We start from the raw sequence: 22,881 nt of genomic DNA on the forward strand, positions 1-22,881 counted from the left end.
AAGCAGCCTTTTTGTGTAAAGTTACAAGGGGTTGACAAGATTGTAAACTTTGAAAGACTGTTTTTCGCTTCCTTTACCATTGTTAAATGCTTTGATTATTGGGAGAAATTCGCTTTTTTCTAGGATTTATGGTAAAATGGCGGAATAAGAGGTCTATGATGAAAAAATTTCGTTTTGCCCCAATTCACTTGGCGATGGCGGGTCTAATTTCCTTTATAATCTTAGCCATCTGTCTGAGGCTTTTTGGTGATAGTTTGGCCATGCTAGCTGCTCTCATGCTTGTGCTGGCTCTTTTGATTGTGCTTTTTATCCAGCAACAGAGAGTATCCGAGCTAGATGAGATTGAGCAGATTCATTATGTCAATCATCAAGCAGAAGGAAGCCTCGCTTCCTTGCTGGATAAGATGCCAGTTGGTGTCATTAAAATCAGTGAAGATAGTAGTGATGTAGAGTGGTTTAATCCATATGCAGAACTGATTTTTACAACCGAAGATGGTGATTTTGATGCTGATATGCTCAAGAATATCATGAAGGCTGCTTATTCAGACTCTGGTCATTATGCTACGGTTGGAGACAAGAAATATTCGGTTTACTTGGACCGTGCATCCAGTGTGTTTTATTTTTTTGATGCATCCAATGAATACGAAGCCACTGTTGGTCTGGTGACAACGCGCCCGGTGATTGGGATTATCTCTGTGGATAATTATGATGATTTGGAAGATGTCGTTTCAGACACGGATATCAGTCATATCAATAGCTTTGTGGCCAACTTCGTAGCAGAATTTTCTGAGCAGTTTCACATGTTTTACCGTCGGGTTGGCATGGATCGGTTCTATCTTTTTACGGATTACACAGTGCTGGAACAGCTGATGGAAAATAAATTTTCTATCATTGATCAATTCCGGACGGAAGCTAAAAATCGAGAGCTGTCACTGACACTTAGTATGGGCTTTTCTTATGGTGATGGCAATCATGATGAAATCGGTCGGGTAGCCCTGCTTAACCTCAACTTAGCTGAAGTTCGGGGTGGGGATCAAGCTGTCGTCAAAGAAAATAACGACAACATGAACCCAATTTTCTTTGGTGGAGGAACGGCGTCAGCTGTTAAGCGGACGCGCACCCGAACTCGGGCTATGATGACTGCGATCTCTGATAAGATTAAGAGTGTGGATCAGGTATTTGTAGTCGGACATAAAAATCTGGATATGGATGCCTTGGGTTCTTCTCTTGGTATGCAGCTTTTTGCTAGTAATATCATCGAGAAAACTTATGTGGTCTATGATCCGTCTCAGATGGCTTCTGATATTGAGCGGTCCATTACAAAGCTCCAGCAGGAAGGGGCTGACTATCTGGTGCCGCTTTCTGAAGCAGTAAATATGGTGACCAATCGTTCTCTTTTGATTATGGTTGATCACTCCAAGATATCTCTGACTCTGTCTAAGGATTTCTTTGATCAATTCAGTCAGATTATCGTAGTCGACCACCATCGCCGTGATGAAGATTTTCCGGAAAATGCTGTGATTGCCTATATCGAAAGTGGGGCTAGCAGTGCTAGTGAGTTGGTGACGGAGCTGATTCAGTTCCAGAATTCTAAAAAGAACCGTCTCAGTAAGATGCAAGCCAGCATTCTCATGGCGGGGATTATGCTTGACACCAAAGGATTTTCATCTCGAGTCACCAGTCGGACCTTTGATGTGGCCAGCTATCTACGAACTCGGGGCAGTGACAGTGTTGTGATTCAGGACATTTCAGCTACGAATTTTGAGGAATATCGTGCGATTAATGAGCTGATTTTAAATGGTAAGAAGATTTTGCCTAATGTCATTGTAGCAGCTGGTCCAGAGGAGAACACTTATGATACGGTTGTCATCAGTAAGGCAGCTGATACCATGCTCTCCATGTCAGGAATTGAAGCTACTTTTGTCGTGAGCAAGAATACCAAAGGTTATGTGTCTATTTCGGCTCGCAGTCGCAGCAAGATCAATGTTCAGCGAATTATGGAAAAGCTGGGCGGTGGCGGTCATTTCAATCTGGCAGCAGCTCAAATTGAAGGTAAAACAGTTTCCGAGGTCCTTCAGTCGCTGAATCAAGAAATTATGGACCAAGTCATTAAAGAGGAAGTAATAATAGACGAGGAGAAAAAAGGATGAAAGTAATTTTTTTAGCAGATGTAAAAGGCAAGGGCAAAAAAGGCGAAATCAAGGAAATGCCGACTGGCTATGCTCAAAATTTTCTGATTAAGAAAAATTTAGCCAAGGAAGCAACAGCGCAGGCTATTGGTGAACTGCGCGGCAAGCAAAAGTCCGAAGAAAAAGCTCACGCAGAACTAGTGGCAGAAGCTCAAGCTATTAAAGCTAAGTTAGCAGCAGAAGCTACTCTTGTTCAATTTACTGAAAAAGTTGGTCCGGACGGCCGTACCTTTGGCTCTATTACCAGCAAGAAAATAGCAGAAGAGCTACAGAAGCAGTTTGGCATTAAAATTGATAAGCGCCATATTAAGGTGGACTCACCGATTCGTTCCATTGGTCTGATAGATGTTCCAGTGAAAATTTATCAGGATATAACTGGGGTGATCCGTTTGCGGGTTAAAGAAGGATAATAGTGATTTGAAGGAAGGATTTACCGATGGCAGAGATTGATGAACTCCGAGCTCAGCCTCAGGATATTTTAGCGGAGCAGTCCGTCTTAGGAGCCATTTTCATTGATGAGAGCAAACTGGTCTTTGTTCGTGAGTATATCGAGCCTGCTGACTTCTTTAAGTATGCCAATCGCTTGATTTTCAAGGCTATGATTGACTTGGCTGACCGCGGGGATGCCATTGATGCAACGACGGTTCGCAATATTTTGGATAGTCAGGGTGATTTGCAGAATATCGGCGGTCTCAGCTACTTGGTGGAAGTGGTCAATTCTGTGCCAACCTCTGCCAATGCTGAATACTATGCTAAAATCGTTGCAGAGAAGGCCATTCTAAGGCGGCTGATTTCGCGTCTGACAGAGTCTATCAATCAAGCCTATGATGGCGACCGGCTGTCAGAGGAAATTATCGCCGGAGCTGAAAAAGCACTGATTGATGTCAGTGAAACAGCTAACCGCAGTGGCTTTAAAAATATCCGTGATGTGCTGAATCTTAACTTTGGCAATCTGGAGGCTCGATCTCTGCAGACATCAGATATCACTGGGATTGCGACTGGCTATCGTGAGCTGGACAAGATGACGACTGGTCTGCATGAGGAAGAATTAATCATTCTGGCGGCTCGGCCAGCGGTCGGAAAGACAGCCTTTGCCCTTAATATCGCTCAGAATATCGGAACCAAGCTGGATAAGACTGTGGCCATTTTCTCTCTGGAAATGGGTGCGGAGAGCTTGGTGGACCGGATGTTGGCTTCAGAAGGGGTGATTAACTCTCATTCCATTCGTACGGGGCAACTGACAGATGAAGAGTGGCAAAAATATACCATTGCGACAGCTAATCTGGCCAATGCTAGTATTTATATCGATGATACACCAGGGATTCGGATTACGGAGATTCGCTCGCGGGCTCGAAAACTGGCCCAGGAAACGGGCAATCTAGGGCTGGTCTTGATTGACTATCTGCAGCTGATCACAGGAACTGGTCGTGAAAATCGCCAGCAAGAAGTTTCGGAAATTTCCCGACAGTTGAAAATCTTGGCGAAGGAGCTCAAGGTGCCGGTCATTGCGCTGAGTCAGCTCTCGCGTGGCGTGGAGCAGCGGCAGGATAAGCGACCAGTGCTGTCTGATATTCGGGAATCAGGTTCCATTGAGCAGGATGCGGATATCGTTGCCTTCCTTTACCGGGATGATTATTATGATCGAGCTGGTGAGGAGGAAGAAGGCATTCCCAACAACAAGGTTGAAGTCATTATCGAGAAAAACCGGAGTGGAGCGCGTGGTACAGTAGAGTTAATTTTCCAGAAAGAGTATAATAAATTCTCAAGTATTTCCAAAAGAGAGGACGAATAAAGATGAGTGATGCATTTACAGATGTGGCAAAAATGAAAAAAATCAAAGAAGATATCAAGGCGCATGAGGGACAAATCGTTGAGATGACGCTGGAAAACGGTCGTAAGCGCCAAAAAAGCAAGCAAGGCCGTCTGATTGAAGTCTATCCGTCTTTGTTTATCGTGGAATATTCCAATGAAGGCGGTCAGCCAGGGGAAATCTCTAATACCTATGTAGAGTCTTATACTTATTCTGACATTTTGACAGAAAAGAACCTCATCCGTTATTTTGATGAATAGAAAGGTCCGGTGGGCCTTTTTACTTATATTTGAAGCAATTCCTCAGTCAAATCGACTTATATAGAGGATGATAAGCAAAGAAAACAGGTGGTCATCATGATTAAAAATTTGGTTTTTGATTTGGGCAATGTTCTGATTGAATGGAATTCTGAGAAAATCTTGACATATTTTGAACCTGAGAAAGAGCGGCAGCAGGTTCTTAGGCAGGTCATTTTTGAATCAGGTGTCTGGCATCAGACAGACAAGGGAGAGCTGAGTTTGAAAGGAGCTTGTGAGGAAGTCCTGGCTCAGCTGGATGTTTCTTATCATTCCGCCATTAAGAATATCTTTTATCATTGGTATGAGGTTGTGCATGTTTACAGTGATTTACAGGAAAGAATTCGGCTATGGGTTGACCAGGGCTATCGAATCTATATCTTGTCAACCACTTGTGAGATTTTTTATCATATTGAAAAAGCTGGTTTGTTGACTATTTTTCCACTGCTGTCGGGCTATATCCTTTCCTCAGAGGTTGGTGTCGTCAAGCCAGAAGTAGAGATTTACCACAAGCTCTTGAAAAAATATGGTCTGGATCCAGTGGAATCCGTCTTCATTGATGATATTCAGGCTAACTTAGACACGGCAGCTGAATTGGGCTTTGAAACCATTTTATCCACAAGTGAGACTGAGAATATCATGGCTATGGAGACTTTGCTGGCTGCGAAAGGGAAGTTTGGCTGATTGATGATAGTTTGCTTTACTTATAGTTGAAAAAGAGTGAGTCCAAGCTCCAATCTTGACATTTGCTGATGATTGCGCTATCATAGTCCTATATATGGGAGTCTGTGTACAGTCTGAGAGGAAGTGTAAGCTTCGACCGCACCTGATCTGGGTAATGCCAGCGTAGGAAATATACCGAAAAAATGTGGTATTTGTGCGCCTTTTCCGTATATGGAAAAGGCCTTTTCTTTTATCATCTTTTCAAAAGCTTGATGATTGAAAGAATTGCAGGGCCCAAAATAAATGAAGGGAGGAAAACTAATCAATGAAAGCACTACAAAGGCTGATGCGGCAGCAAATCGGTCTCTTAGGGATGCTGGGTGTACTTGTCATCTGGCAGGTCATGGGCTGGCTCAAGCTCTTGCCCAAGTTTATCCTGCCGACACCTCTGGAAATTGGTCAGGCCTTTATCAGAGATGCTGGCTTTCTAGCAAGTCATAGCTGGGCCACCTTAAAAGTAGCCTTGCTGGGTTTAGTCTTGGGCGTCATCTTGGCTTGTATGCTAGCTATACTCATGGACAGCATGAGCTGGCTCAATGATCTGATTTATCCCATGATGGTCGTGGTGCAGACGATTCCGACCATTGCTTTGGCGCCAATTCTGGTTCTCTGGCTGGGTTATGGGATTTTGCCCAAGATTGTGCTCATTATTCTGACGACGACTTTTCCGATTATCGTCAGTATTCTGGACGGTTTTCGGCATTGTGACCGGGATACTCTGACTCTCTTTGAGCTTATGCAGGCCAATCGCTGGCAGATTCTCTGGCATTTTAAAATTCCAGCTAGTTTGCCTTATTTCTATGCGGGTCTGAGGGTGAGTGTTTCCTACGCCTTCATTACGACTGTGGTTTCTGAATGGTTGGGTGGTTTTGAAGGCTTGGGTGTTTATATGATTCAGTCTAAGAAACTTTTCCAGTACGATACCATGTTTGCCATTATCATATTGGTTTCGGTTATCAGTCTTCTGGGGATGAAGCTGGTGGCTGTCAGTGAAAAATATGTCATTAAGTGGAAATAGGAGCTCAGCTCTGCCATTTTCCAAAGAAAGAAAAGAGGATAATGATGAAAAAAAGTTATAAAGTGTTGCTGGCAGGTTTAGCTGCCGTGTCTATCTTTGGTCTAGCGGCTTGCAGTCAGTCAGGCTCGGAGTCAGCTAAGAAGGATAAAAAGATTGATTTTATCCTAGACTGGTCACCTAACACCAACCATACCGGCCTTTATGTGGCTCAAGAAAAGGGCTACTTCAAGGAAGCAGGCGTGGATGTGGATATCAAGTTGCCGCCTGAAGATAGCAGTTCGGATTTGATTATCAACGGCAAGGCACCTTTTGGCATTTATTTCCAGGACTCCATGGCTAAAAAATTGGATAAGGGCGCAGAAATCACAGCCGTTGCAGCCATTGTAGAGCATAATACTTCGGGCATTATTTCCAAGAAGTCTGTAGGGATTACTGGACCTAAGGACCTAGCTGGCAAGAAATACGGCACTTGGAATGATCCAGTGGAGCTAGGCATGCTCAAAACTTTGGTTGAAAGCCAAGGCGGCCAGTTTGATGAAGTGGAAAAAGTTCCTAACAACGATTCTAACTCTATTACGCCGATTGAAAATGGTTTGTTTGATGCGGCCTGGATTTATCATGGCTGGGACGGCATCATGGCTCAAACTCAGGGCATGGATACAAATTTCTTTTATATGAAGGACTATGTAAAGGAGTTTGACTACTATTCTCCAGTGATTATTGCTAATAATGACTATCTCAAGAAGAATCCGGACGAGGCGAAAAAGGTCTTGCAGGCCATCAAGAAGGGCTATCAATATGCCATGGAGCACCCTGAAGAAGCGGCGGATATTTTAATCAAGCATGCGCCAGAGTTGAAAAATAAGCGTGACTTTGTCTTGGCTTCCCAAAAATATTTGTCCGAGCAATATGCATCGGATAAGGATAAGTGGGGTCAGTTTGAGGCTAGCCGCTGGAATGCCTTTTACAAATGGGCTAAGGATAAGGGTATCGTGGACAATGACTTGAGTGACAAGGGATTTAGCAACGATTATATAAAATAATGACAGAAATTAAACTTGAAAATGTAAGCTATGCTTATGATGAGCAGCAGATTTTGAAAGATATCAGCCTACAGGTGGAAGCTGGCCAGGTCGTAGCGATTTTGGGACCAAGTGGAGTCGGGAAAACGACCCTCTTTAATCTGATTGCTGGGATTTTGGAGGTCCAGTCGGGAAGGATTGTCCTAGACGGGCAGGAAAATCCCAAGGGTCGGGTGAGTTATATGCTGCAGAAGGACTTGCTGCTGGAGCACAAGACAGTGCTGGGCAATGTCATCTTGCCCCTGCTTATCCGAAAAGTATCAAAAAAGGAAGCGACGGAGCAGGCGACTGAGATTTTGAGAGAGTTTGGCCTCTTTGATGTGGCAGACAAGTATCCACATGAGCTAAGTGGGGGTATGCGGCAGCGCGTGGCCCTGTTGCGGACCTATATGTTCGGCCACAAGCTATTTCTTCTGGACGAGGCCTTTAGTGCTTTGGATGAGCTGACCAAGATGGAGCTACACGCTTGGTATCTGGATATTCACCGTAGGCTGGGTCTGACGACTCTTCTCATTACTCATAGCATCGAGGAAGCTCTGGCTCTCAGCGACCGCATCTATATTCTGAAAAATCGGCCTGGACAAATCGTAGCAGATTTCCAACTGACCTGGTCAGTCCGCGAGGATAAGGAATTGCAGAAGCTGCGATACAAGCAGGAGATTTTGAGGATTTTGGGAGTGTGAAGTAACTGCCTGAATTCCTTTGCTTTCAAGAAACAACTTCAATCAAGCCTTTTGGCTTGATTTTTTGTATGAGCCCCTTTACTTTTGACTTTATTCATGGTACAATAGCCCTTGTGTGAAATAGCAGCAGGAAAGCATGGAGCTCGTCAACAGAACATCAGCTATAAAAGTAGCCTTAGCTGTTTGGGCGAAAATGTTCTGCACGAATCAGGGCTTTCTAAGTGACTATTTCCTCAAAAATATTTTACAGGAGGACATTTTTATGTCACGTTATACAGGACCATCTTGGAAACAAGCTCGTCGTTTGGGTCTTTCTCTTACTGGTACAGGTAAAGAATTGGCTCGCCGTAACTATGTACCTGGTCAACATGGACCAAACAACCGCAGCAAATTGTCAGAATACGGTTTGCAATTGGCTGAAAAGCAAAAACTTCGTTTCACTTACGGTGTAGGTGAAAAACAATTCCGTAACTTGTTTGTTCAAGCTTCAAAAATCAAAGAAGGAATTCTTGGTTTCAACTTCATGCTTCTCTTGGAGCGTCGCTTGGATAATGTTGTTTACCGTCTTGGTCTTGCGACTACTCGTCGTCAAGCTCGTCAATTCGTAAACCACGGTCACATTCTTGTTGACGGCAAACGCGTTGATATCCCATCATACCGCGTAACTCCAGGTCAAGTGATCTCAGTTCGTGAGAAATCATTGAAAGTTCCAGCAATCCTTGAAGCTGTTGAAGCAACTCTTGGACGTCCAGCATTCGTATCATTCGATGCTGAAAAATTAGAAGGTTCATTGACTCGCCTTCCAGAGCGTGATGAAATCAACCCAGAAATCAACGAAGCACTTATCGTTGAATTCTACAACAAAATGCTTTAATTTGTATTTGTTCAGAAGTCGGTTTCCCGGCTTCTTTTTTATACTCTCAATGAAATAATAAAGCTAATTCCTACTAAAAAATGTCAATGGCTTGAGACAGCTGTTTTGGGAAATTATCTGATTTCTTTCTACTCCTATCCAATCAGGTGAGACACTCTGTAAAGATTTTTTCCAGCTTTTTTACGGAAGATTTGCTGAAATGGTGTATAATGGGGACAAGACACAAACAGAAAATTGTATGAAAGGAGTAGCGATGAAGGTTCTAGTGACAGGAGCGACTGGCTTTCTAGGAAAGTATGTTGTTGAAGAGCTGGCTGAACAAGGCTATCAGGTACGGGCTTTTGGTCGTAATCTGAAGGCTGGTCGGCAGTTAGAAGGTTCTTTAGTAGAGTTTTTTGCTGGAGATTTTACCAGAGAAGAAGAAATTTTTGCAGCCTGTGAAGGAGTGGATGCAGTGGTGCATGCTGGTGCCCTCTCAACGATTTGGGGACCATGGGAGCAGTTTTATCAGACCAATGTGGTAGGAACCAAGTTGGTTATGGAAGCCTGCCGACATTTTGGAGTGCAACGACTGGTCTATATTTCCTCTCCGAGTGTTTATGCTGCGGCGCGTGACCAATTCGCTATCAAAGAAGAGGCTGCTCCTCAGGAGAATGAGCTAAATTTCTATATAAAAAGCAAGCTCATGGCTGAGCGGATTGTCCGAAGCTATCCTCAAATTCCATCGGTTATCTTACGTCCTAGAGGGCTTTTTGGTATTGGAGACACCAGTATTTTTCCTAGAATTCTGCGCTTGAGCCAAAAACTGGCGATTCCACTCATCAGAAATGGCCAGCAAATGATGGACATGACCTGTGTGGAAAATGTGGCCTTGGCTGTTCGTCTGGCTTTGGAAATGCCAGAAGCGCAAGGACAAGTTTACAACATTACCAACGGAGAATCCCGTAGTTTCAAGGATATGCTGGATGAAGCTTTAGATAGTTTACAGGTTCGTAAACATTATATTAAGTTACCTGCTGCTTTTCTAGGTCTTCTGGCACAGGGCTTTGAAAGCTTTTATCGCTTTTTTCACATTGAAAAAGAGCCGCCTCTTACTCTTTACACCTATTACTTAATGCGTTACAGTCAAACGCTGGATATATCAGCAGCAGTAAGGGATTTGGGCTATCAACCCAAGTTGACAATCAGTGAAGGGATTGCAAAATATGTCCAACATTATCGAGAAAATTGAGTATCTTCAGCCTGGGCGCTGCAGCAGTCACTTGCAGCAGATGTTTAAGGGAGTTGCCAAGAAAAAAATAATTTTTCCAGCTGGTGTTTTCCTCTTGAAGCATCGTGAGAAAGGCTTTATTCTCTATGACACTGGCTATTCTCCAGCTATTCTGAAGCCCAATTTCAAATACTGGCTTTATGGTCTGGGAACGCCTGTTGATATGTCAGAAGAGGAGCGTGTAGATCGTCTGCTTGAGCAAAAAGGAATTGCGCCAGAAGATATTTCTTATGTCATCTTGTCGCACTTGCATCCAGATCACATCGGCGGAGCCGCTTTCTTTCCCAAGGCCCGCTTCATTCTGACCAAGACCGTTTTCAAAACGTATCAGCATGCCAAACTGAAGGATTTGATTTTTAAGGAATTTCTTCCGCAGGATTTTGAGAGTCGGTTGGAAGTGGTGGAACCTCAGCAGGTGCAAGCAGCATTCCTCTATCGCAAGACAGTCGACTTGTTTGGGGATGGCAGTATATATCTGGCCTCAGTTGATGGCCATGCTGCTGGTCAAGCGTGTCTCTTTTTGCCAGATTATCATCTGTTTATCGGAGCTGATTTGTGCTGGGGCGTGGATCTGTTGCCGTATACAGAGCAGATGCGTTTCTTGCCGTCACTGATCCAAGATAGCAAGGAAGAATACATGGCCGGTGTGGCCTTGCTTCGGCAGTTACTTGCTGTTGGCTATCAGGTGCTAGTCAGTCATGATCCGGCTGAGAGAGCGGAGCAGATTTTGTATGAAACTAGGAACATTTCTAAAAACCTTTAGCGTCATGCGCTGGGTGCATCGATTTAAAGATCGACAGGCCTTGGAATGCTATCAAATCAAGGCTTTAGCAGCCTATCGGGAATTTCTGCAGCAGGAATCACCTTATTTTAAATCAGGTATTCCAGCAGATTTTAAGATGAATAAGGCCTTCATGATGGAGCATTTCAATGAGCTCAATACTCAGGGACTGGATCGTGATGAGTTGCTAGCTTTGGCCCTAGAGAGTGAGCGGACACGTGATTTCAGTCCCATGATAGGAGAAATCGCTGTCGGCTTGTCTTCGGGGACATCCGGTCACCGAGGCTTGTTTGTCACCACTGAAAAGGAGCGCAGTATGTGGGCGGCAGCCATCTTGGCCAAGATGCTGCCTAAAGGCAAACTCTTTGGACATAAAATAGCCTTCTTTCTTCGGGCAGATAACCAACTCTATCAGACTGTCAATTCAGGCTTGATTTCTCTGGAGTACTTTGATACTTTTCAGGGAGCCGAAGAGCATGTAGAGCGCTTGAATGCTTATCAGCCGACAATTTTGGTAGCACCAGCATCAATGCTCTTAGAGCTGGCAAAACAAGTCCAGGCAGGGAATTTGCAGATTGCCCCTAGCAAAGTCGTATCAGTGGCAGAAATTTTGGAAGAGCCAGATCAGCAGAGTATTCAAGAAGGATTTGGTCTAAAAAAGGTGGATCAGGTTTACCAAGCGACCGAGGGCTTTTTAGCCTGCAGCTGTGCCTACGGTAATCTTCATCTAAATGAAGACATTGTCCATGTAGATAAGCACTACTTGGATGATAGGCGCTTTTACCCAATTATTACGGATTTCAAGCGGACTTCTCAGCCAATTTTTCAATATGAGCTGAATGATATCTTGGTGGAAAATCCTGAACCTTGCCCCTGCGGTTCGGTCTTTACACGGATTGATAGGATTGAGGGGCGTTCAGATGATATTTTTATTTTTGAAAATGCTGCAGGTCAGTCGGTGGAGGTCTTTCCAGACTTTATCCGCCGTTGTCTGCTCTTAGTTGATGGGATTGGAGAATATCAAGTCGCTCAGAAAAAGGACTATTCGCTGACCATTGCTATCGAACATCGTAGTCAGCAGCGAGAAGACGAGCTTGTCCAGCAATTTCAAAACTTAGCGACTGATAAGGGCTTTCTTATGCCTGCTATTTCTTTTGAAGGTTATCAGCGGGACAGAAGCCGTAAGTTGAAACGTATCTATCGGGCTTAAGAATGCTCCAAGTGGAAAAATATATGAATCAGAGGCTGAAGCGCTTTGGCAGTTTACCCAACTGTCAAGCAGTCTCAAGTCTGACAAGAAGGAGTTTAATATGACTGCAGTAAAGAATCATATAAAGATAGTTGGTTACGGTACGCATCTACCTAGAAATACCGTGACTTTTAAGGATCAGACTCGATATCGGGTGGTGGAAAATGAAGAAACCCAGCTTTCTATGGCTGTTAAGGCGATTGAAAAAGCCCTGCAGCAAGCGGGCTTGACTATCAAAGACATCGATTGTATCGTGTCAGCCAGTGCAGTGGGCGTTCAGCCTATTCCTTGTACCGCTGCCCTGATTCATGAGTTGGTAGCTAAGGGGCTGTCCATTCCAGCCATGGATATCAACACGACCTGCACCAGTTTTATCTCGGCTTTGAGTCTCATGTCTCATTTGTTGGAGGCTGGTGAGTACCAAAGGATCCTCATCGTGTCCAGTGAGGTTGGAAGTTTGGGTCTCAATCCCAATCAGAGGGAAAGTTTTGAGTTGTTCAGTGACGGAGCGGCAGCTTTGATTTTTGAAGCAACAGAGGAAGAAAGAGGGGTCATCTCCAGCTTGCAGCGGACCTGGTCTGAGGGAGCTCATGATACAGAGATTCGCGGTGGTTTGACATCGTTTCAGCCTAAGGAGTATTCAGATGCTACCAAGACTCACTACATGTTTGACATGAATGGCAAGAAGATTCTCTTGCTCTCTGCCAGAAAAATTCCAGAAATGTTTAAAGAATTTAAAGAAAAGAGTGGCCTTAGCCTATCTGACTTGGATTATATCATTCCGCATCAGGCGAGTCGGGCTCTGCCAATGGTCATGCGCAGCTTGGGTATTCCTGATGATAAATACCTTAATATTGTGCAAGACTATGGGAATATGGTGTCAGTAGCAGTGCCTTTTTCTCTCTGCTATGCTCTGGAGCGTAATCTAGTCAAGGAAGGGGACACCATCGCTCTGATGGGAACAGCAGCTGGTATGACAGTTAATATGCTGGCTATGAAACTATAATATAAGGAAAATAGGGTGTACAGAACCAAAAGAGGTTTTGTACACCCTGTTTAATTTTTCAAAATATGAAAAGAGCTGGAACCCATTGGGTTCCAGCAACTTCTTACAGCATTTTCAAAAGAAATTCTGCTATTTGTTCAGGACTTTCTTTTTTTCCTCTAGCAATCCACATTTGGCAGACACCAAAGAAGGCATTGGCTAGAAAGACCCGGCTGTATTCTTTTTCAAAATGATTGTAAACACGTCTACTAAAACGGTCCTGCAGACTATCCGCCAGCATCACCTGCAGCTTATGGCGCAGGAAATTTTGAATCTCTTTCGTGCCATTTTCTGTCAAAAGAGCAGCCAAGAGTGGCTCTAGCTGGAGGAACTGAAAGACCTCTGTAATCGCAGTTTGAACATCTTCTTGATTATTCTCAAAAATATATCCCAACTGATGAAAGAGGTTTTGCTGATAACGTTCAATCATATCGTACTTGTCCTTGTAGTGAGTATAAAAACTACTACGGCTGATGCCAGCAGCTTGAGCTAGCTGTACAGTAGTGATATGGTCGAAGGACTGCTTATGCAGTAGTGAAACCATGGCTCTTTCAATAATAGCCTTGGTTTTTCGGCGTTTATTGCTTTCTAACATAAAATCTCCCTTTGAGGCTAAGCCTCAGTCTGCTCTTCAAGCGAATAGCCATCATAGCAAACTACTTTTTCTTTTTCTCCGTGTACTATTATATCAAATGTTTTTCCAGTGGAAAAGAGTTAAATTCCGGAATTAAGCATAGATAGACAAAATTTTATCTGATTAGGCTTAGTCGACTGGTAAAATAATAAAGCCGAGGCTTAAAGTAAAGTCTCGGCTTTTGTTATGAACATTATTTAAAGTAGAGGTAGTCAGGGTCAGGAGTGACATAAAGTAGCTCGCCTTCCTGTGAGAAGATAATAGAAATTTGTTCATTTTTATAAGAGTAAATTGTGTAGGTATTTTGTAATCTTGATGCTTGAGCAATGTCAACTACACCCGCTAAGAAAGCACGCGCTTGTTCGGTACTTATTTTTTGCTCCTGAACCAGTCTTTTAAGATTTTCTAATTCTTTGTTTTGGAAGGCTTCATATTCAGAAGCGAGATCGGTGCTTATTTTTTCTGGTTCGCCGAGAATACTTTTGACTTTTTCTTGGGTATATCCTTTAAATTCAGGAATTTGAGCTTCAAAACCGCCAGATTCATAGGATTGGTAATAGACCTTGGCATTGCCAGTCGCATAAATCTTATCATTCTTAGCGTGATCGGCATCTTCTGGAAGACCATCTGTGGTTTTTTCTATATCCTTACTAGAACTACTATTTTCTTTACTAGAACTTCTGGAAGAACTACTGCTGCTAGGGGAGCTGCTTCTACTTTTGGAAGATTGCTTTGATGAGCTTGAGGAATCCTTTAAACTAACTTTTTTTCCTGATTTATCCGAATTAGAAGAGCGAGTGGTAGAATCTGAATTAGATGGTACAAGGAAACGGCAGGCTGACAGCAGAAATAGTACTGCAGCTAGAGAAAATAAGCTAAATAGTGTTCTTTTTTTCATTATCTTAAACCTTTCTTTACTATGCTCAATCTTACTTGAGCTATTGTGATATGAGGCATCTGCTGACAACAGTGTTTCACATGGAACCATATAATTAATTTAAAAGTTTGACATTTAATTCTATATGCTCCGCTAATAATTCTAACATAAAACTGATTTTCTGTGTACCTACCTATGGGAAAATACCTTTTGTTTACAGATTATTCAGGGATTAAAGACAGTAGGACTAACTTATTCCGCTTCCTTGCAATCTTTTTAAACAAAATTGGACACGGTGTCCATTTTTTTAAAAAATAAACTTGTAATAATTTTCGATTGGTGTATAATCAATTTTATTGAAATTTGGACACTGTGTATAATTTTAGGGGGTAGATATGTTAAAAGAATGGAAAGCTATTTTAAAAAAGCCGACTTTTATCATTGTGATGTTAGGAGTCTCTTTGATTCCTGCCTTGTATAATGTTATTTTCCTGAGCTCCATGTGGGATCCGTATGGAAAGGTATCGGACTTGCCAGTGGCGGTCGTCAATCAGGATAAAGCTGTAACTGCTAGTGGTAAGACCTTGTCTATAGGCGAGGATGTTGTTTCCAGCCTCAAGGAAAATAAAAATCTGGATTTTCACTTCGTCAGTAAAGAAGACGCTCAAAATGGTCTGGAAAAGGGTGATTACTACATGGTTGTGACGCTTCCAAGTGATTTATCTGAACGTGCAGCCAGTGTTTTGACCGATAATCCTCAGCAAATGAAGATTGACTATCAAACGTCTAGTGGCCACAGTTTTATTGCTGGTAAGATGAGTGATTCAGCCATGGCTTCTTTGAAGCAGACGGTGGCGCAAAATGTCACGGATACTTATACAAACGCCTTATTTAAGAATATGGGAGATCTAAAAACTGGCTTGGTGAAGGCATCCGATGGTGCTCAGCAATTAGCATCTGGCAGCCAACAACTAGGTTCAGGCAGTCAGACAATTGCAGATAATTTAAGAACTCTGAATCAAGCCACGAGCAAATTATCGTCCGGTGCAGCTCAATTTAACACAGGACTACAGACTTATACTGGGAGTGTTGCACAAGTATCGTCTGGACTGGGTAGTTTGTCAAATGGGATAAACACTTATACTAGTGGTGTAAGTACTGTGGCCACAGGTACAAATCAGCTGTCGGGTCGATCAGCAGACTTATTGGGCGGAGTCCAACAGTTCACCCAGTCAGGAGATGGAGTTCAGGCCTTATCGACAGGTGTGACAAATCTGAATACTGGCTTGGCCACATTAAAGTCCTCGGTAGATACCACCTTAGCTAACAACCAGCAAAACGTCAATGATTTAGCAAACGGTTTGACACAGTTGAATGCTAGTATTCAAGCTGCAGCAAGTGACTCAGCAGTGTCGACAGACAGCATTGAAGCTTCACTGACTAGCATAGCAGCATCCGCTCAAGCCATTATCAATAACAATCAGGATGCCAAGGCCGCAGCTTTGGCAAGTGTCCAAGGGACCAGTGCTTATCAAGGGCTTTCTAGTGAGGCTAAGGCTGAGATTGACGCAGCAGTCGGTGCTAGTCAAGCAGGAAGTGATCAATCTGCTCAGACGATTTTATCAGAAATCGATACGATGAGGGCTTCTCTTGAAACGATAAAAGGCGCTAGTCAAACAAAACTAAGTCAATTAGAAAGTGCATCAAATCAAGTTCTGCCACAGGCAGCTAGCATGATCAATGGCCTTTATAATGGCTTATCAACAGTAAGTACTGGCCTCGGTTCAGCAAGCGGAGGAGCCAATCAACTAGTCGCAGGTGTAGACACCCTAAATGAGAAACTAACGACTGGCGCGACACAATTGGAACAAGGGGTGACAAGTTATACCAATGCAGTCGGTCGGCTATCTGAGGGGACATCAGCTTTGGCAAGTAAGAACTCTGATTTGCTAGCAAATACAACAAAATTAGCAAACGGGGCAGCCCAATTAACAGATAAATCGCCAGAATTGACCTCTAGTTTCGAGAAATTAGCAGATGGAACCAATCAATTAGCGAGCGGTACAGAAAAGCTGGCTGATGGCAGCAGTGCTTTAACAGATAATCTCTCTAAACTTACTGTGGGAACGAGCGATTTGTCCAATGGCCTCTCAGATGCAGGCGATAAATTGTCGACTGTTTCTACTAAGGAAGACAATGCAAAAACTCTGGCAGATCCTCTGACACTGAGCAAGACAGATGAGAATAAGGTAGAAAAAAATGGCATTGGGATGGCGCCTTATATGATTTCAGTAGCTTTATTTGTGGCAGCTATTTCAACCAATATCATCTTTAGCACACTTCCATCGGGTCAAGAACCTAAGACGAGACGAGACTGGTTGAAGGCCCGTATAGAGGTAAATGGAGTCATTTCTGTTGTGGCGGGTGTTTTGGTCTATGGTGCTGTGCACTTGATAGGCCTATCTGCTAACCATGAGTGGGCAACCCTTGGTTTGATTGTCCTAGCCAGCATGACCTTTATGGCTCTTGTGACAGCTTTGGTTACTTGGGATAGCAAGCTCGGCGCCTTTGCTTCTCTGATTCTTTTGCTTTTACAGCTGGCTTCTAGTGCAGGAACTTATCCATTGGAGCTGACTAGTAAGATTTTCCAAGTTATCAACCCTTGGCTGCCAATGAGCTATTCTGTATCGGGCTTACGCCAAACGATTTCTATGAACGGCCAAATTGGTAGTCAGGTACTCTTCCTTGCTTTTGTTTTAGTTCTTTTCATGGCACTTGGCACTCTGGTCTATCGAACAGATAAAAAACAGCTAGCTTAGGGTTCGTACTTTTATGAATGTGTAAAAATGTAGATGAAAAGTCTATCTGTAATTCTTTTAGTTTTTATCTCATCAACATCTCCTGAAAAGGGAGATGTTTTGTTTTCTTTAAGTTTTCTTTATCTTTCTTTTAAGTTTTCATCTTTAAAATTGCATTACATTCAAGAAAGATAGAGAGGTGAGAAGCCCATGGCAGAAAAAAATTTTCAACATCATTTTCAGCGCTTTGAAACCAAATACATCATTTCCAAGGAAACTTTGCTGGATCTATTGCTAGAGTTTGAAGGCTATCTGGTGGAGGATGAGCGAGCTTATTCGACCATTAACAATCTCTACTACGATACGCCATCCTATCAGCTTATTCGTGAGTCTTTGGAAAATCCTTACTTTGATGAGAAGGTGCGTTTGCGGACCTATCAAGAGTATCCGACCGAGGATAGTCAAGTCTTTTTGGAAATCAAGAAAAAGACGGAGAATCTGGTCACCAAACGCCGTCTTGCAGCAGATTTGCTGACGGCAGAAGCCTATCTGGACGGTGATTACAGTCAGCTGACTGACCTTCAGATAGATAAGGAAATGGTCTGATTGACCCAGCATTTTGGTCATATTCAGCCTATGATGTATATCGGCTACAATCGTTATTCGATGAAGGGGATTGAGGATGAGCGGATTCGGATTACCTTTGATCACGACCTGACCTACCGTCCTTATGATTTGAGTCTCTTGGCTGGTCGCCATGGAGATTACCTCCTGCCAGCCAATCACGTTATCATGGAAGTTAAGATTCCAGAAACCTGTCCGCTATGGCTGAGCGAGATTATGGATCGCTACCAGCTGTCTCCAAGCTCTTTCTCCAAATACGGCTTTGCCTATAAAAAGGCAAACTGTATCAGCAGTAAATAAAATAGATAGGAAAAGAAAATGAAACAATCAAAATCAACCCTTAAAAAAATTAAATTGATGATTCCACTGGTCTTGATGACAGCAGTGCTAGGAGCATGCAGCGCAAACGCCAGCAGTTCTACAACTTCAAGCACTACCCAGGCTGCTAATGCTACAAGCACCAGTCAGACTAAAACCAATACTTCTGATTACTTTGCCTCAGAGGACTCAGACGCTTCTTATGATGAGTCTAAGGCGACGACCATCAGCCTGAGTGGATCTAGTGCTAAGACTTCTGGTGACGGTGCTAGTGTCTCCGGCTCGACTGTGACAATCTCAAAGGCTGGAACTTATGTCGTTTCCGGAACGAGTGAAAATGTGCAAATTGTTGTCAAAGCAGGTGATAGCGACAAGGTTCAAATCGTCCTAAATGGCGTAACCATGAGCGGGACAGACGCAGCTATCCTAGTAGAAAATGCGGGTAAAACAAGCCTGACTCTGGCTGATGGCAGCCAAAACACAATCTCAGATTCATCAAATCATAGTAATACGGATGCAGATGCAGCTATCTATAGTAACTCTGACCTGACTCTCAATGGTTCTGGAAGTCTGACAGTTGATGGCAAGTATGAAACAGCGATTAAGTCTGAGCAGACCTTGCGGGTGACAGGTGGCACTTATACGCTCAAGGCAGCTAAGAATGGTCTGTCAGCAGCTTCAGCCATTAATATCAAGGATGCTACTATTGACATCACAGCGACAGAAGATGCTATCCACGCAGACAATGATGAAGATACTTCTCTGGGGAATCTCTATATCCAGTCCGGCACCATCATGATTAATGCTGGTGATGATGGTCTACACGCTAGCAATATCGCTTTGATTGATGGTGGAACGATTACAGTTTCTAAGAGTGTAGAAGCTCTGGAAGGAACCAATGTCACCATTAATGGCGGCAAGCTGGACCTTTATGCGACAGACGATGGTATCAATGCAGCTAGTGACGTAACTGGCGCTGATATCTTTATCAAGATTACCGATGGCGATATCAAGGTCGAGGTCGGTGAAGGCGATACCGATGCTATCGACTCCAACGGCGATGTCATTATGTCAGGAGGAAACTTGGATATTACTTCTACGGTATCTGCCTTTGACTTTGACGGAACAGCTACCTACACTGGAGGTACCATCACGGTCAATGGTGAGAGCCGAACAGAAATCACGGCAGATGGACCTGGCGCTGGTGGACCTGGTGGTGGCGGTGCCCCAGGCGGCCAAGGCGGTTTTGGTGGACGATAAAAAAGCCGATGAGATAACAATGAAATAGTGCCTAATGAAAAAGAAGAATCCTCATTCCAGCTGGAATGAGGATTCTTGCTATTCATCAATTCTGATAGATAATTTTTCCGTATCCACCGTCACTTGAGCACCGATGGTGATGGTAAAGAGTGGCTGAGTATGAGCAAAGTCCAAGTCATAGAGGACAGGAATTGTCTTTAGAATAGGATGTTTATCCAAGATATAGAGGAGCAGTTCCTCTGTCATCTGACATTCTTTTGGAAAGCGGCCGATGAGAAGGGCCTGCGGGTTAGGATAGGCCTGAAGGAGGGCAGCTAAATTGCGCTCAAACTCCACATAATGATCTTCCTCCGCCTCTTCAACAAAGAGGACATAGTTTTCATCTGTTGGGGCATAGGGCGTACCACGTAGGAGCGAGAAGGTGGAAAGATTACCGCCGATAACAGTGGCTTGGGCTTGTCCGTGATGATAAACTTTCCACTTCGTTTCATGGAAGGTTAGTGGGGCATCGGGCAGATACCAAGCATTGTCGCCCCATTTTTCACTAGGAGTCAATTCATAAGAAGTCTGGCTGACGGCCTTGAGCCAGCTCTCAGTCTGATAGTCCTGCAAGGCATCCATCTTAAAGCTAGAGTAGGACGGTCCCATGTAGGTTTTCATGCCGGTCTTGCTATAAATAGCGCTGAGCAAGGCTGTTGTGTCTGAGTAGCCGCAGAAAATCTTAGGATTTCTAGCAATCAACTCAAAGTCCAGATAGGGCAGGAGCTCATTGCAGTTGAAACCGCCGATAGTGGCCAGAATAGCATCAACGGACTCATCTGCGAAGGCAGCATGGATGTCTGCCACCCGGCTTTCGATGGAGGCAGAGTCTAGCATATCATTTTCTAGATAATGCTCCGAAAAAGACACGGTAAATCCTAGTTTTTCCAAGCGCTCCTTGGCGGCTAGATTGGCCTCAAAGCCACCGATGTGTTCGATTGACGCTGAGGGGCTAACGACCCGAATGTGCATACCAGGTGTGAGTTTTTTCATAGGGACCTCCTTATGATAAATTTTTATAGAATATCATAGCACAAAGGCCAAGGCCTGTAAAGCAATCTTAGGGCAGTGCGGGAATTTTTATCAAAAAAAGGGAGCCGCTGAAGACTCCCTGATTGTATATATTCTTTTCTATGATTTATTCGCTGAGCTTAATGCTACCGCTTTCGACGCTGGCAGTAAGTGTAGTTGTCGGATTTTCGACTTTACGGATGGCAGAGCCGCCAAGTTCATGGCCTTTGGAGTGCTCTACACTTATACTACTAGGGATGTCAATTTCACCTAGATCCGTTTTCAGATCAAAGGATAGCTGCGACAAACTGCCAGAAACCAGATGCAGATTAATATCGCCCAGTTGATTAGTGATAGAGATTGTACCAGCTAATTCCAACTGTTCAGAGTTCAGTGAGCCGCTTGAGATTTTCAGAGTGCTGTCGGAGATTTTGCTCGAGTTTAGATTGACCTCTCCCAGAGAGTTTGATATTTCGCCAGATGCGAACTGGCTGTTGCTCAGAGTGATGGTACCCGAAGAATCAATGATTTTTCCAGAGCTAATCTGACTGTTATTGATGGTAATCTCTCCCAGAGAGTTCTTAAATTTACCAGATGCGAATTGGCCATCATTCACAGTCAACGAGCCCTGAGATAGAGAGAAGTCAGCATTTTTGGCTGATAGATTGGACAGCGTAACATCTCCTAATGACGAACTGCCGCTGAATGTCTCAAGCTTGGTCCCCTTGGGCAGGGAAAGCTCCACAGTACGCTTCTCCTGAGATTCTTGGTCAAATAAGCTGAGTAAGGAGCGGATGCCAGTGCTTATGTGGAAGGAGCGGATGTCAGTGCTTATGTGGAAGGAGTCTGCACCATCTTCCTTGATGTTTAAGTTTCCATTTTCAGAACTTGTTGTTATTTTTCCAAGCATGCTGCCGCCAATCTGATAGTTGCCGTCTCTTTGGTAATAGGTCAAGTGAGCCTTGTCATCAGGAGATTCGCTGATGACGAGGTTTCTAGCTGCTAAGTTGATATTTAGGGAAGAAAGATCAGAGAAACTTTCTTCTTTTTTCGTTAGTTTTACCTTGCTTTTGGTAGAATTGACCAAGTCATTGACACCGCCTGTAATGGAGCCGATAGTTGTCAGGGCTCCACCAAAGAGGCAGGCTAAAATAGCTGCAGATAAAAGAGGTTTTTTCAATTTGATGTTAGCCATGACGTGTTCCTTTCTTTGCGAAAAGTTGAGCTAGTTTGACAAAGCCAGCCTTGCCAAACTGAGTAACAGGAGAAATGCCTGCGTAGAAGATGCCGGACAGTCCCAGAACTAGAACACTGAGCCCCAGAGTGAACAGGAAGGCCGGGATCGATGTTGTCAGTCCCACTGTCAAAGTGTCCCAGATCAGGCTGATTCCAAAAATAAAGAAGGCAAAGGCACCTATAGCCATGACTAGAGCAAAGATAAAGACGAAGAGGAAGAAAACGAAAGTCAAAAGAGCTGCTACTATAAAGAGCGGAATAGCCAAGGGTGCTGCCAAAATGGATAGGATAGCAATCTGGACGATGTTCTTAGTGTTTTTTGATGAACTGCTGTCTTGATTATCTTCCTCGACTTTTTTGTCCAAAAGATTCAACATAATCTCGTGGGCCGCTTCCTTAGGGCTGCCTAAATCAGCAATAGCAGCTGCCTCGCCCTCTGGGCCTACCTCGTCGAAGTACTCAGTGAAGTAATCCATAGCTTCCTGGTAGTCCTTGCGTGGCAGTTTTTTCAGATATTTTTCTAGCTCAGCTAGATACTCGGTTCTTGTCATGACGGATGCTCCCTTCTATGATACCGCTGATGGTCATGGTATAAGTTTGCCACTCTTCTTTTAGAGTGAGTAAATGTTCATGCCCGTAGGCAGTGAGTGAATAGTATTTTCGTTTTCGTCCTTGGTACTCCTGCGAATAAGTCGTGAGGCAGTCATTTTGCTCCAGCTTCTTCAGAATGGGGTAAAGTGTTGATTCTTTGATATTGGCAATCAGCTTGATTGTCTGGCTGATTTCATAACCGTAGGAATCGTCTTTTTCAAGGATGGCTAAGATGAGAAACTCAATCAAAGCCGATGATGTGGGGAAAGACATAGGACCACCTCCTTGTGTAAAATATTTATATATAATCTTTCTATATATAGTCTACAACCTCTTAGGAAAAAAGTCAAGCAAAATATATAAAATTTTTATATATTTTTTGAAAAAGTCTTTTAATGGCTGTTTATAAGGCACATCAAAGTACCTTTCTTCCTTACAAGAACTTTACATCTTCCTTAGCTTTTGTGTTGAAA

Annotated in this window: 21 protein-coding genes, 1 pseudogene and 1 riboswitch; of the genes and pseudogenes, 16 read left to right on the forward strand and 6 right to left on the reverse strand. The window is 43.5% G+C overall.

The window, feature by feature from the left end; genetic code table 11:
* The first annotated feature begins 128 nt into the window (after positions 1–128).
* The 13 genes from HMPREF1150_RS07315 (at position 129) to HMPREF1150_RS07255 (ending at position 12,981) form a co-directional block, all read left to right on the forward strand.
* Positions 129–2,150, forward strand: a complete 2,022-nt coding sequence (locus HMPREF1150_RS07315; RefSeq protein WP_032905415.1) for a DHH family phosphoesterase — start codon at positions 129–131, stop codon at positions 2,148–2,150.
* Complete coding sequence (gene rplI / locus HMPREF1150_RS07310; protein WP_002918016.1) at positions 2,147–2,599, forward strand: 50S ribosomal protein L9; 453 nt, start codon at positions 2,147–2,149, stop codon at positions 2,597–2,599. Before HMPREF1150_RS07315 ends, rplI begins: the two co-directional genes overlap by 4 nt.
* Before the next feature lie 26 nt (positions 2,600–2,625).
* Complete coding sequence (gene dnaB, locus HMPREF1150_RS07305; RefSeq protein ID WP_002894241.1) at positions 2,626–3,981, forward strand: replicative DNA helicase; 1,356 nt, start codon at positions 2,626–2,628, stop codon at positions 3,979–3,981.
* A 2-nt stretch (positions 3,982–3,983) separates the two neighbouring features.
* Entirely contained in the window at positions 3,984–4,259 is a 276-nt protein-coding gene (locus HMPREF1150_RS07300; protein WP_002894239.1) for a Veg family protein, read from the forward strand.
* A gap of 96 nt (positions 4,260–4,355) precedes the next feature.
* On the forward strand, positions 4,356–4,979 hold the full coding sequence (locus HMPREF1150_RS07295) for an HAD family phosphatase (RefSeq protein ID WP_009659561.1): 624 nt from the start codon (positions 4,356–4,358) through the stop codon (positions 4,977–4,979).
* 84 nt (positions 4,980–5,063) lie between these two features.
* Positions 5,064–5,165, forward strand: a riboswitch (TPP riboswitch).
* A 118-nt stretch (positions 5,166–5,283) separates the two neighbouring features.
* The gene (locus HMPREF1150_RS07290) at positions 5,284–6,036 is read left to right on the forward strand and encodes an ABC transporter permease (RefSeq protein WP_009659564.1); all 753 of its coding nucleotides are present in this window, start codon (positions 5,284–5,286) and stop codon (positions 6,034–6,036) included.
* A gap of 41 nt (positions 6,037–6,077) precedes the next feature.
* On the forward strand, positions 6,078–7,079 hold the full coding sequence (locus tag HMPREF1150_RS07285; protein WP_009659555.1) for an ABC transporter substrate-binding protein: 1,002 nt from the start codon (positions 6,078–6,080) through the stop codon (positions 7,077–7,079).
* On the forward strand, positions 7,079–7,801 hold the full coding sequence (locus HMPREF1150_RS07280; protein WP_009659566.1) for an ABC transporter ATP-binding protein: 723 nt from the start codon (positions 7,079–7,081) through the stop codon (positions 7,799–7,801). Before HMPREF1150_RS07285 ends, HMPREF1150_RS07280 begins: the two co-directional genes overlap by 1 nt.
* Before the next feature lie 262 nt (positions 7,802–8,063).
* A complete protein-coding gene (gene rpsD / locus HMPREF1150_RS07275) occupies positions 8,064–8,675 on the forward strand; it encodes a 30S ribosomal protein S4 (RefSeq protein ID WP_002899562.1) in 612 nt (203 codons plus the stop codon).
* Between the two features lie 199 nt (positions 8,676–8,874).
* Positions 8,875–9,906 carry an NAD(P)-dependent oxidoreductase gene (locus tag HMPREF1150_RS07270; protein ID WP_032905417.1) on the forward strand — a complete coding sequence of 344 codons (1,032 nt, stop codon included), beginning with the start codon at positions 8,875–8,877 and terminating at the stop codon, positions 9,904–9,906.
* A complete protein-coding gene (locus tag HMPREF1150_RS07265; protein ID WP_009659519.1) occupies positions 9,881–10,708 on the forward strand; it encodes an MBL fold metallo-hydrolase in 828 nt (275 codons plus the stop codon). The genes HMPREF1150_RS07270 and HMPREF1150_RS07265 overlap by 26 nt, the downstream gene beginning before the upstream one ends.
* Positions 10,677–11,936 carry a F390 synthetase-related protein gene (locus tag HMPREF1150_RS07260; RefSeq protein ID WP_009659521.1) on the forward strand — a complete coding sequence of 420 codons (1,260 nt, stop codon included), beginning with the start codon at positions 10,677–10,679 and terminating at the stop codon, positions 11,934–11,936. Before HMPREF1150_RS07265 ends, HMPREF1150_RS07260 begins: the two co-directional genes overlap by 32 nt.
* Before the next feature lie 19 nt (positions 11,937–11,955).
* Positions 11,956–12,981 (forward strand): 3-oxoacyl-[acyl-carrier-protein] synthase III C-terminal domain-containing protein, encoded by a 1,026-nt coding sequence (locus HMPREF1150_RS07255; protein ID WP_156788987.1) that lies wholly within the window; start codon positions 11,956–11,958, stop codon positions 12,979–12,981.
* A gap of 103 nt (positions 12,982–13,084) precedes the next feature.
* On the opposite strand, the gene HMPREF1150_RS07250 is transcribed toward HMPREF1150_RS07255, so the two are convergent.
* Both HMPREF1150_RS07250 and HMPREF1150_RS07245 read right to left on the reverse strand, forming a co-directional pair.
* Positions 13,085–13,615: a TetR/AcrR family transcriptional regulator gene (locus HMPREF1150_RS07250; RefSeq protein WP_002894223.1), complete on the reverse strand. Its 531-nt coding sequence runs from the start codon at positions 13,613–13,615 to the stop codon at positions 13,085–13,087.
* A 232-nt stretch (positions 13,616–13,847) separates the two neighbouring features.
* On the reverse strand, positions 13,848–14,552 hold the full coding sequence (locus tag HMPREF1150_RS07245) for a DUF4947 domain-containing protein (protein WP_009659567.1): 705 nt from the start codon (positions 14,550–14,552) through the stop codon (positions 13,848–13,850).
* A gap of 374 nt (positions 14,553–14,926) precedes the next feature.
* On the opposite strand from HMPREF1150_RS07245, the gene HMPREF1150_RS07240 reads away from it, so the two are divergent.
* The 3 genes and pseudogenes from HMPREF1150_RS07240 to HMPREF1150_RS07235 all read left to right on the forward strand — a co-directional run bounded on the left by HMPREF1150_RS07240 (position 14,927) and on the right by HMPREF1150_RS07235 (position 19,531).
* Entirely contained in the window at positions 14,927–17,350 is a 2,424-nt protein-coding gene (locus HMPREF1150_RS07240; RefSeq protein ID WP_009659558.1) for a YhgE/Pip domain-containing protein, read from the forward strand.
* Positions 17,351–17,539: 189 nt separating this feature from the next.
* Positions 17,540–18,253 (forward strand): annotated as a pseudogene (locus HMPREF1150_RS12015) (VTC domain-containing protein).
* Positions 18,254–18,271: 18 nt separating this feature from the next.
* The gene (locus HMPREF1150_RS07235) at positions 18,272–19,531 is read left to right on the forward strand and encodes a carbohydrate-binding domain-containing protein (RefSeq protein ID WP_002907581.1); all 1,260 of its coding nucleotides are present in this window, start codon (positions 18,272–18,274) and stop codon (positions 19,529–19,531) included.
* A gap of 78 nt (positions 19,532–19,609) precedes the next feature.
* Here the strand turns inward: HMPREF1150_RS07235 and HMPREF1150_RS07230 are convergent, their stop codons facing one another.
* From HMPREF1150_RS07230 to HMPREF1150_RS07215, 4 genes are all read right to left on the reverse strand, one after another.
* Positions 19,610–20,563: a S66 peptidase family protein gene (locus HMPREF1150_RS07230; RefSeq protein WP_002907580.1), complete on the reverse strand. Its 954-nt coding sequence runs from the start codon at positions 20,561–20,563 to the stop codon at positions 19,610–19,612.
* A 145-nt stretch (positions 20,564–20,708) separates the two neighbouring features.
* Positions 20,709–21,776 carry a DUF4097 family beta strand repeat-containing protein gene (locus HMPREF1150_RS07225; RefSeq protein ID WP_004189406.1) on the reverse strand — a complete coding sequence of 356 codons (1,068 nt, stop codon included), beginning with the start codon at positions 21,774–21,776 and terminating at the stop codon, positions 20,709–20,711.
* Positions 21,769–22,368 (reverse strand): DUF1700 domain-containing protein, encoded by a 600-nt coding sequence (locus tag HMPREF1150_RS07220; protein WP_009659568.1) that lies wholly within the window; start codon positions 22,366–22,368, stop codon positions 21,769–21,771. The genes HMPREF1150_RS07225 and HMPREF1150_RS07220 overlap by 8 nt, the downstream gene beginning before the upstream one ends.
* Complete coding sequence (locus HMPREF1150_RS07215; RefSeq protein ID WP_002899377.1) at positions 22,343–22,681, reverse strand: PadR family transcriptional regulator; 339 nt, start codon at positions 22,679–22,681, stop codon at positions 22,343–22,345. Before HMPREF1150_RS07215 ends, HMPREF1150_RS07220 begins: the two co-directional genes overlap by 26 nt.
* Positions 22,682–22,881 lie beyond the last annotated feature (200 nt).

The organism is Streptococcus sp. AS14, assembly GCF_000286495.1.
In the GTDB taxonomy this organism is placed as follows: Bacteria; Bacillota; Bacilli; order Lactobacillales; family Streptococcaceae; genus Streptococcus; species Streptococcus sanguinis_P.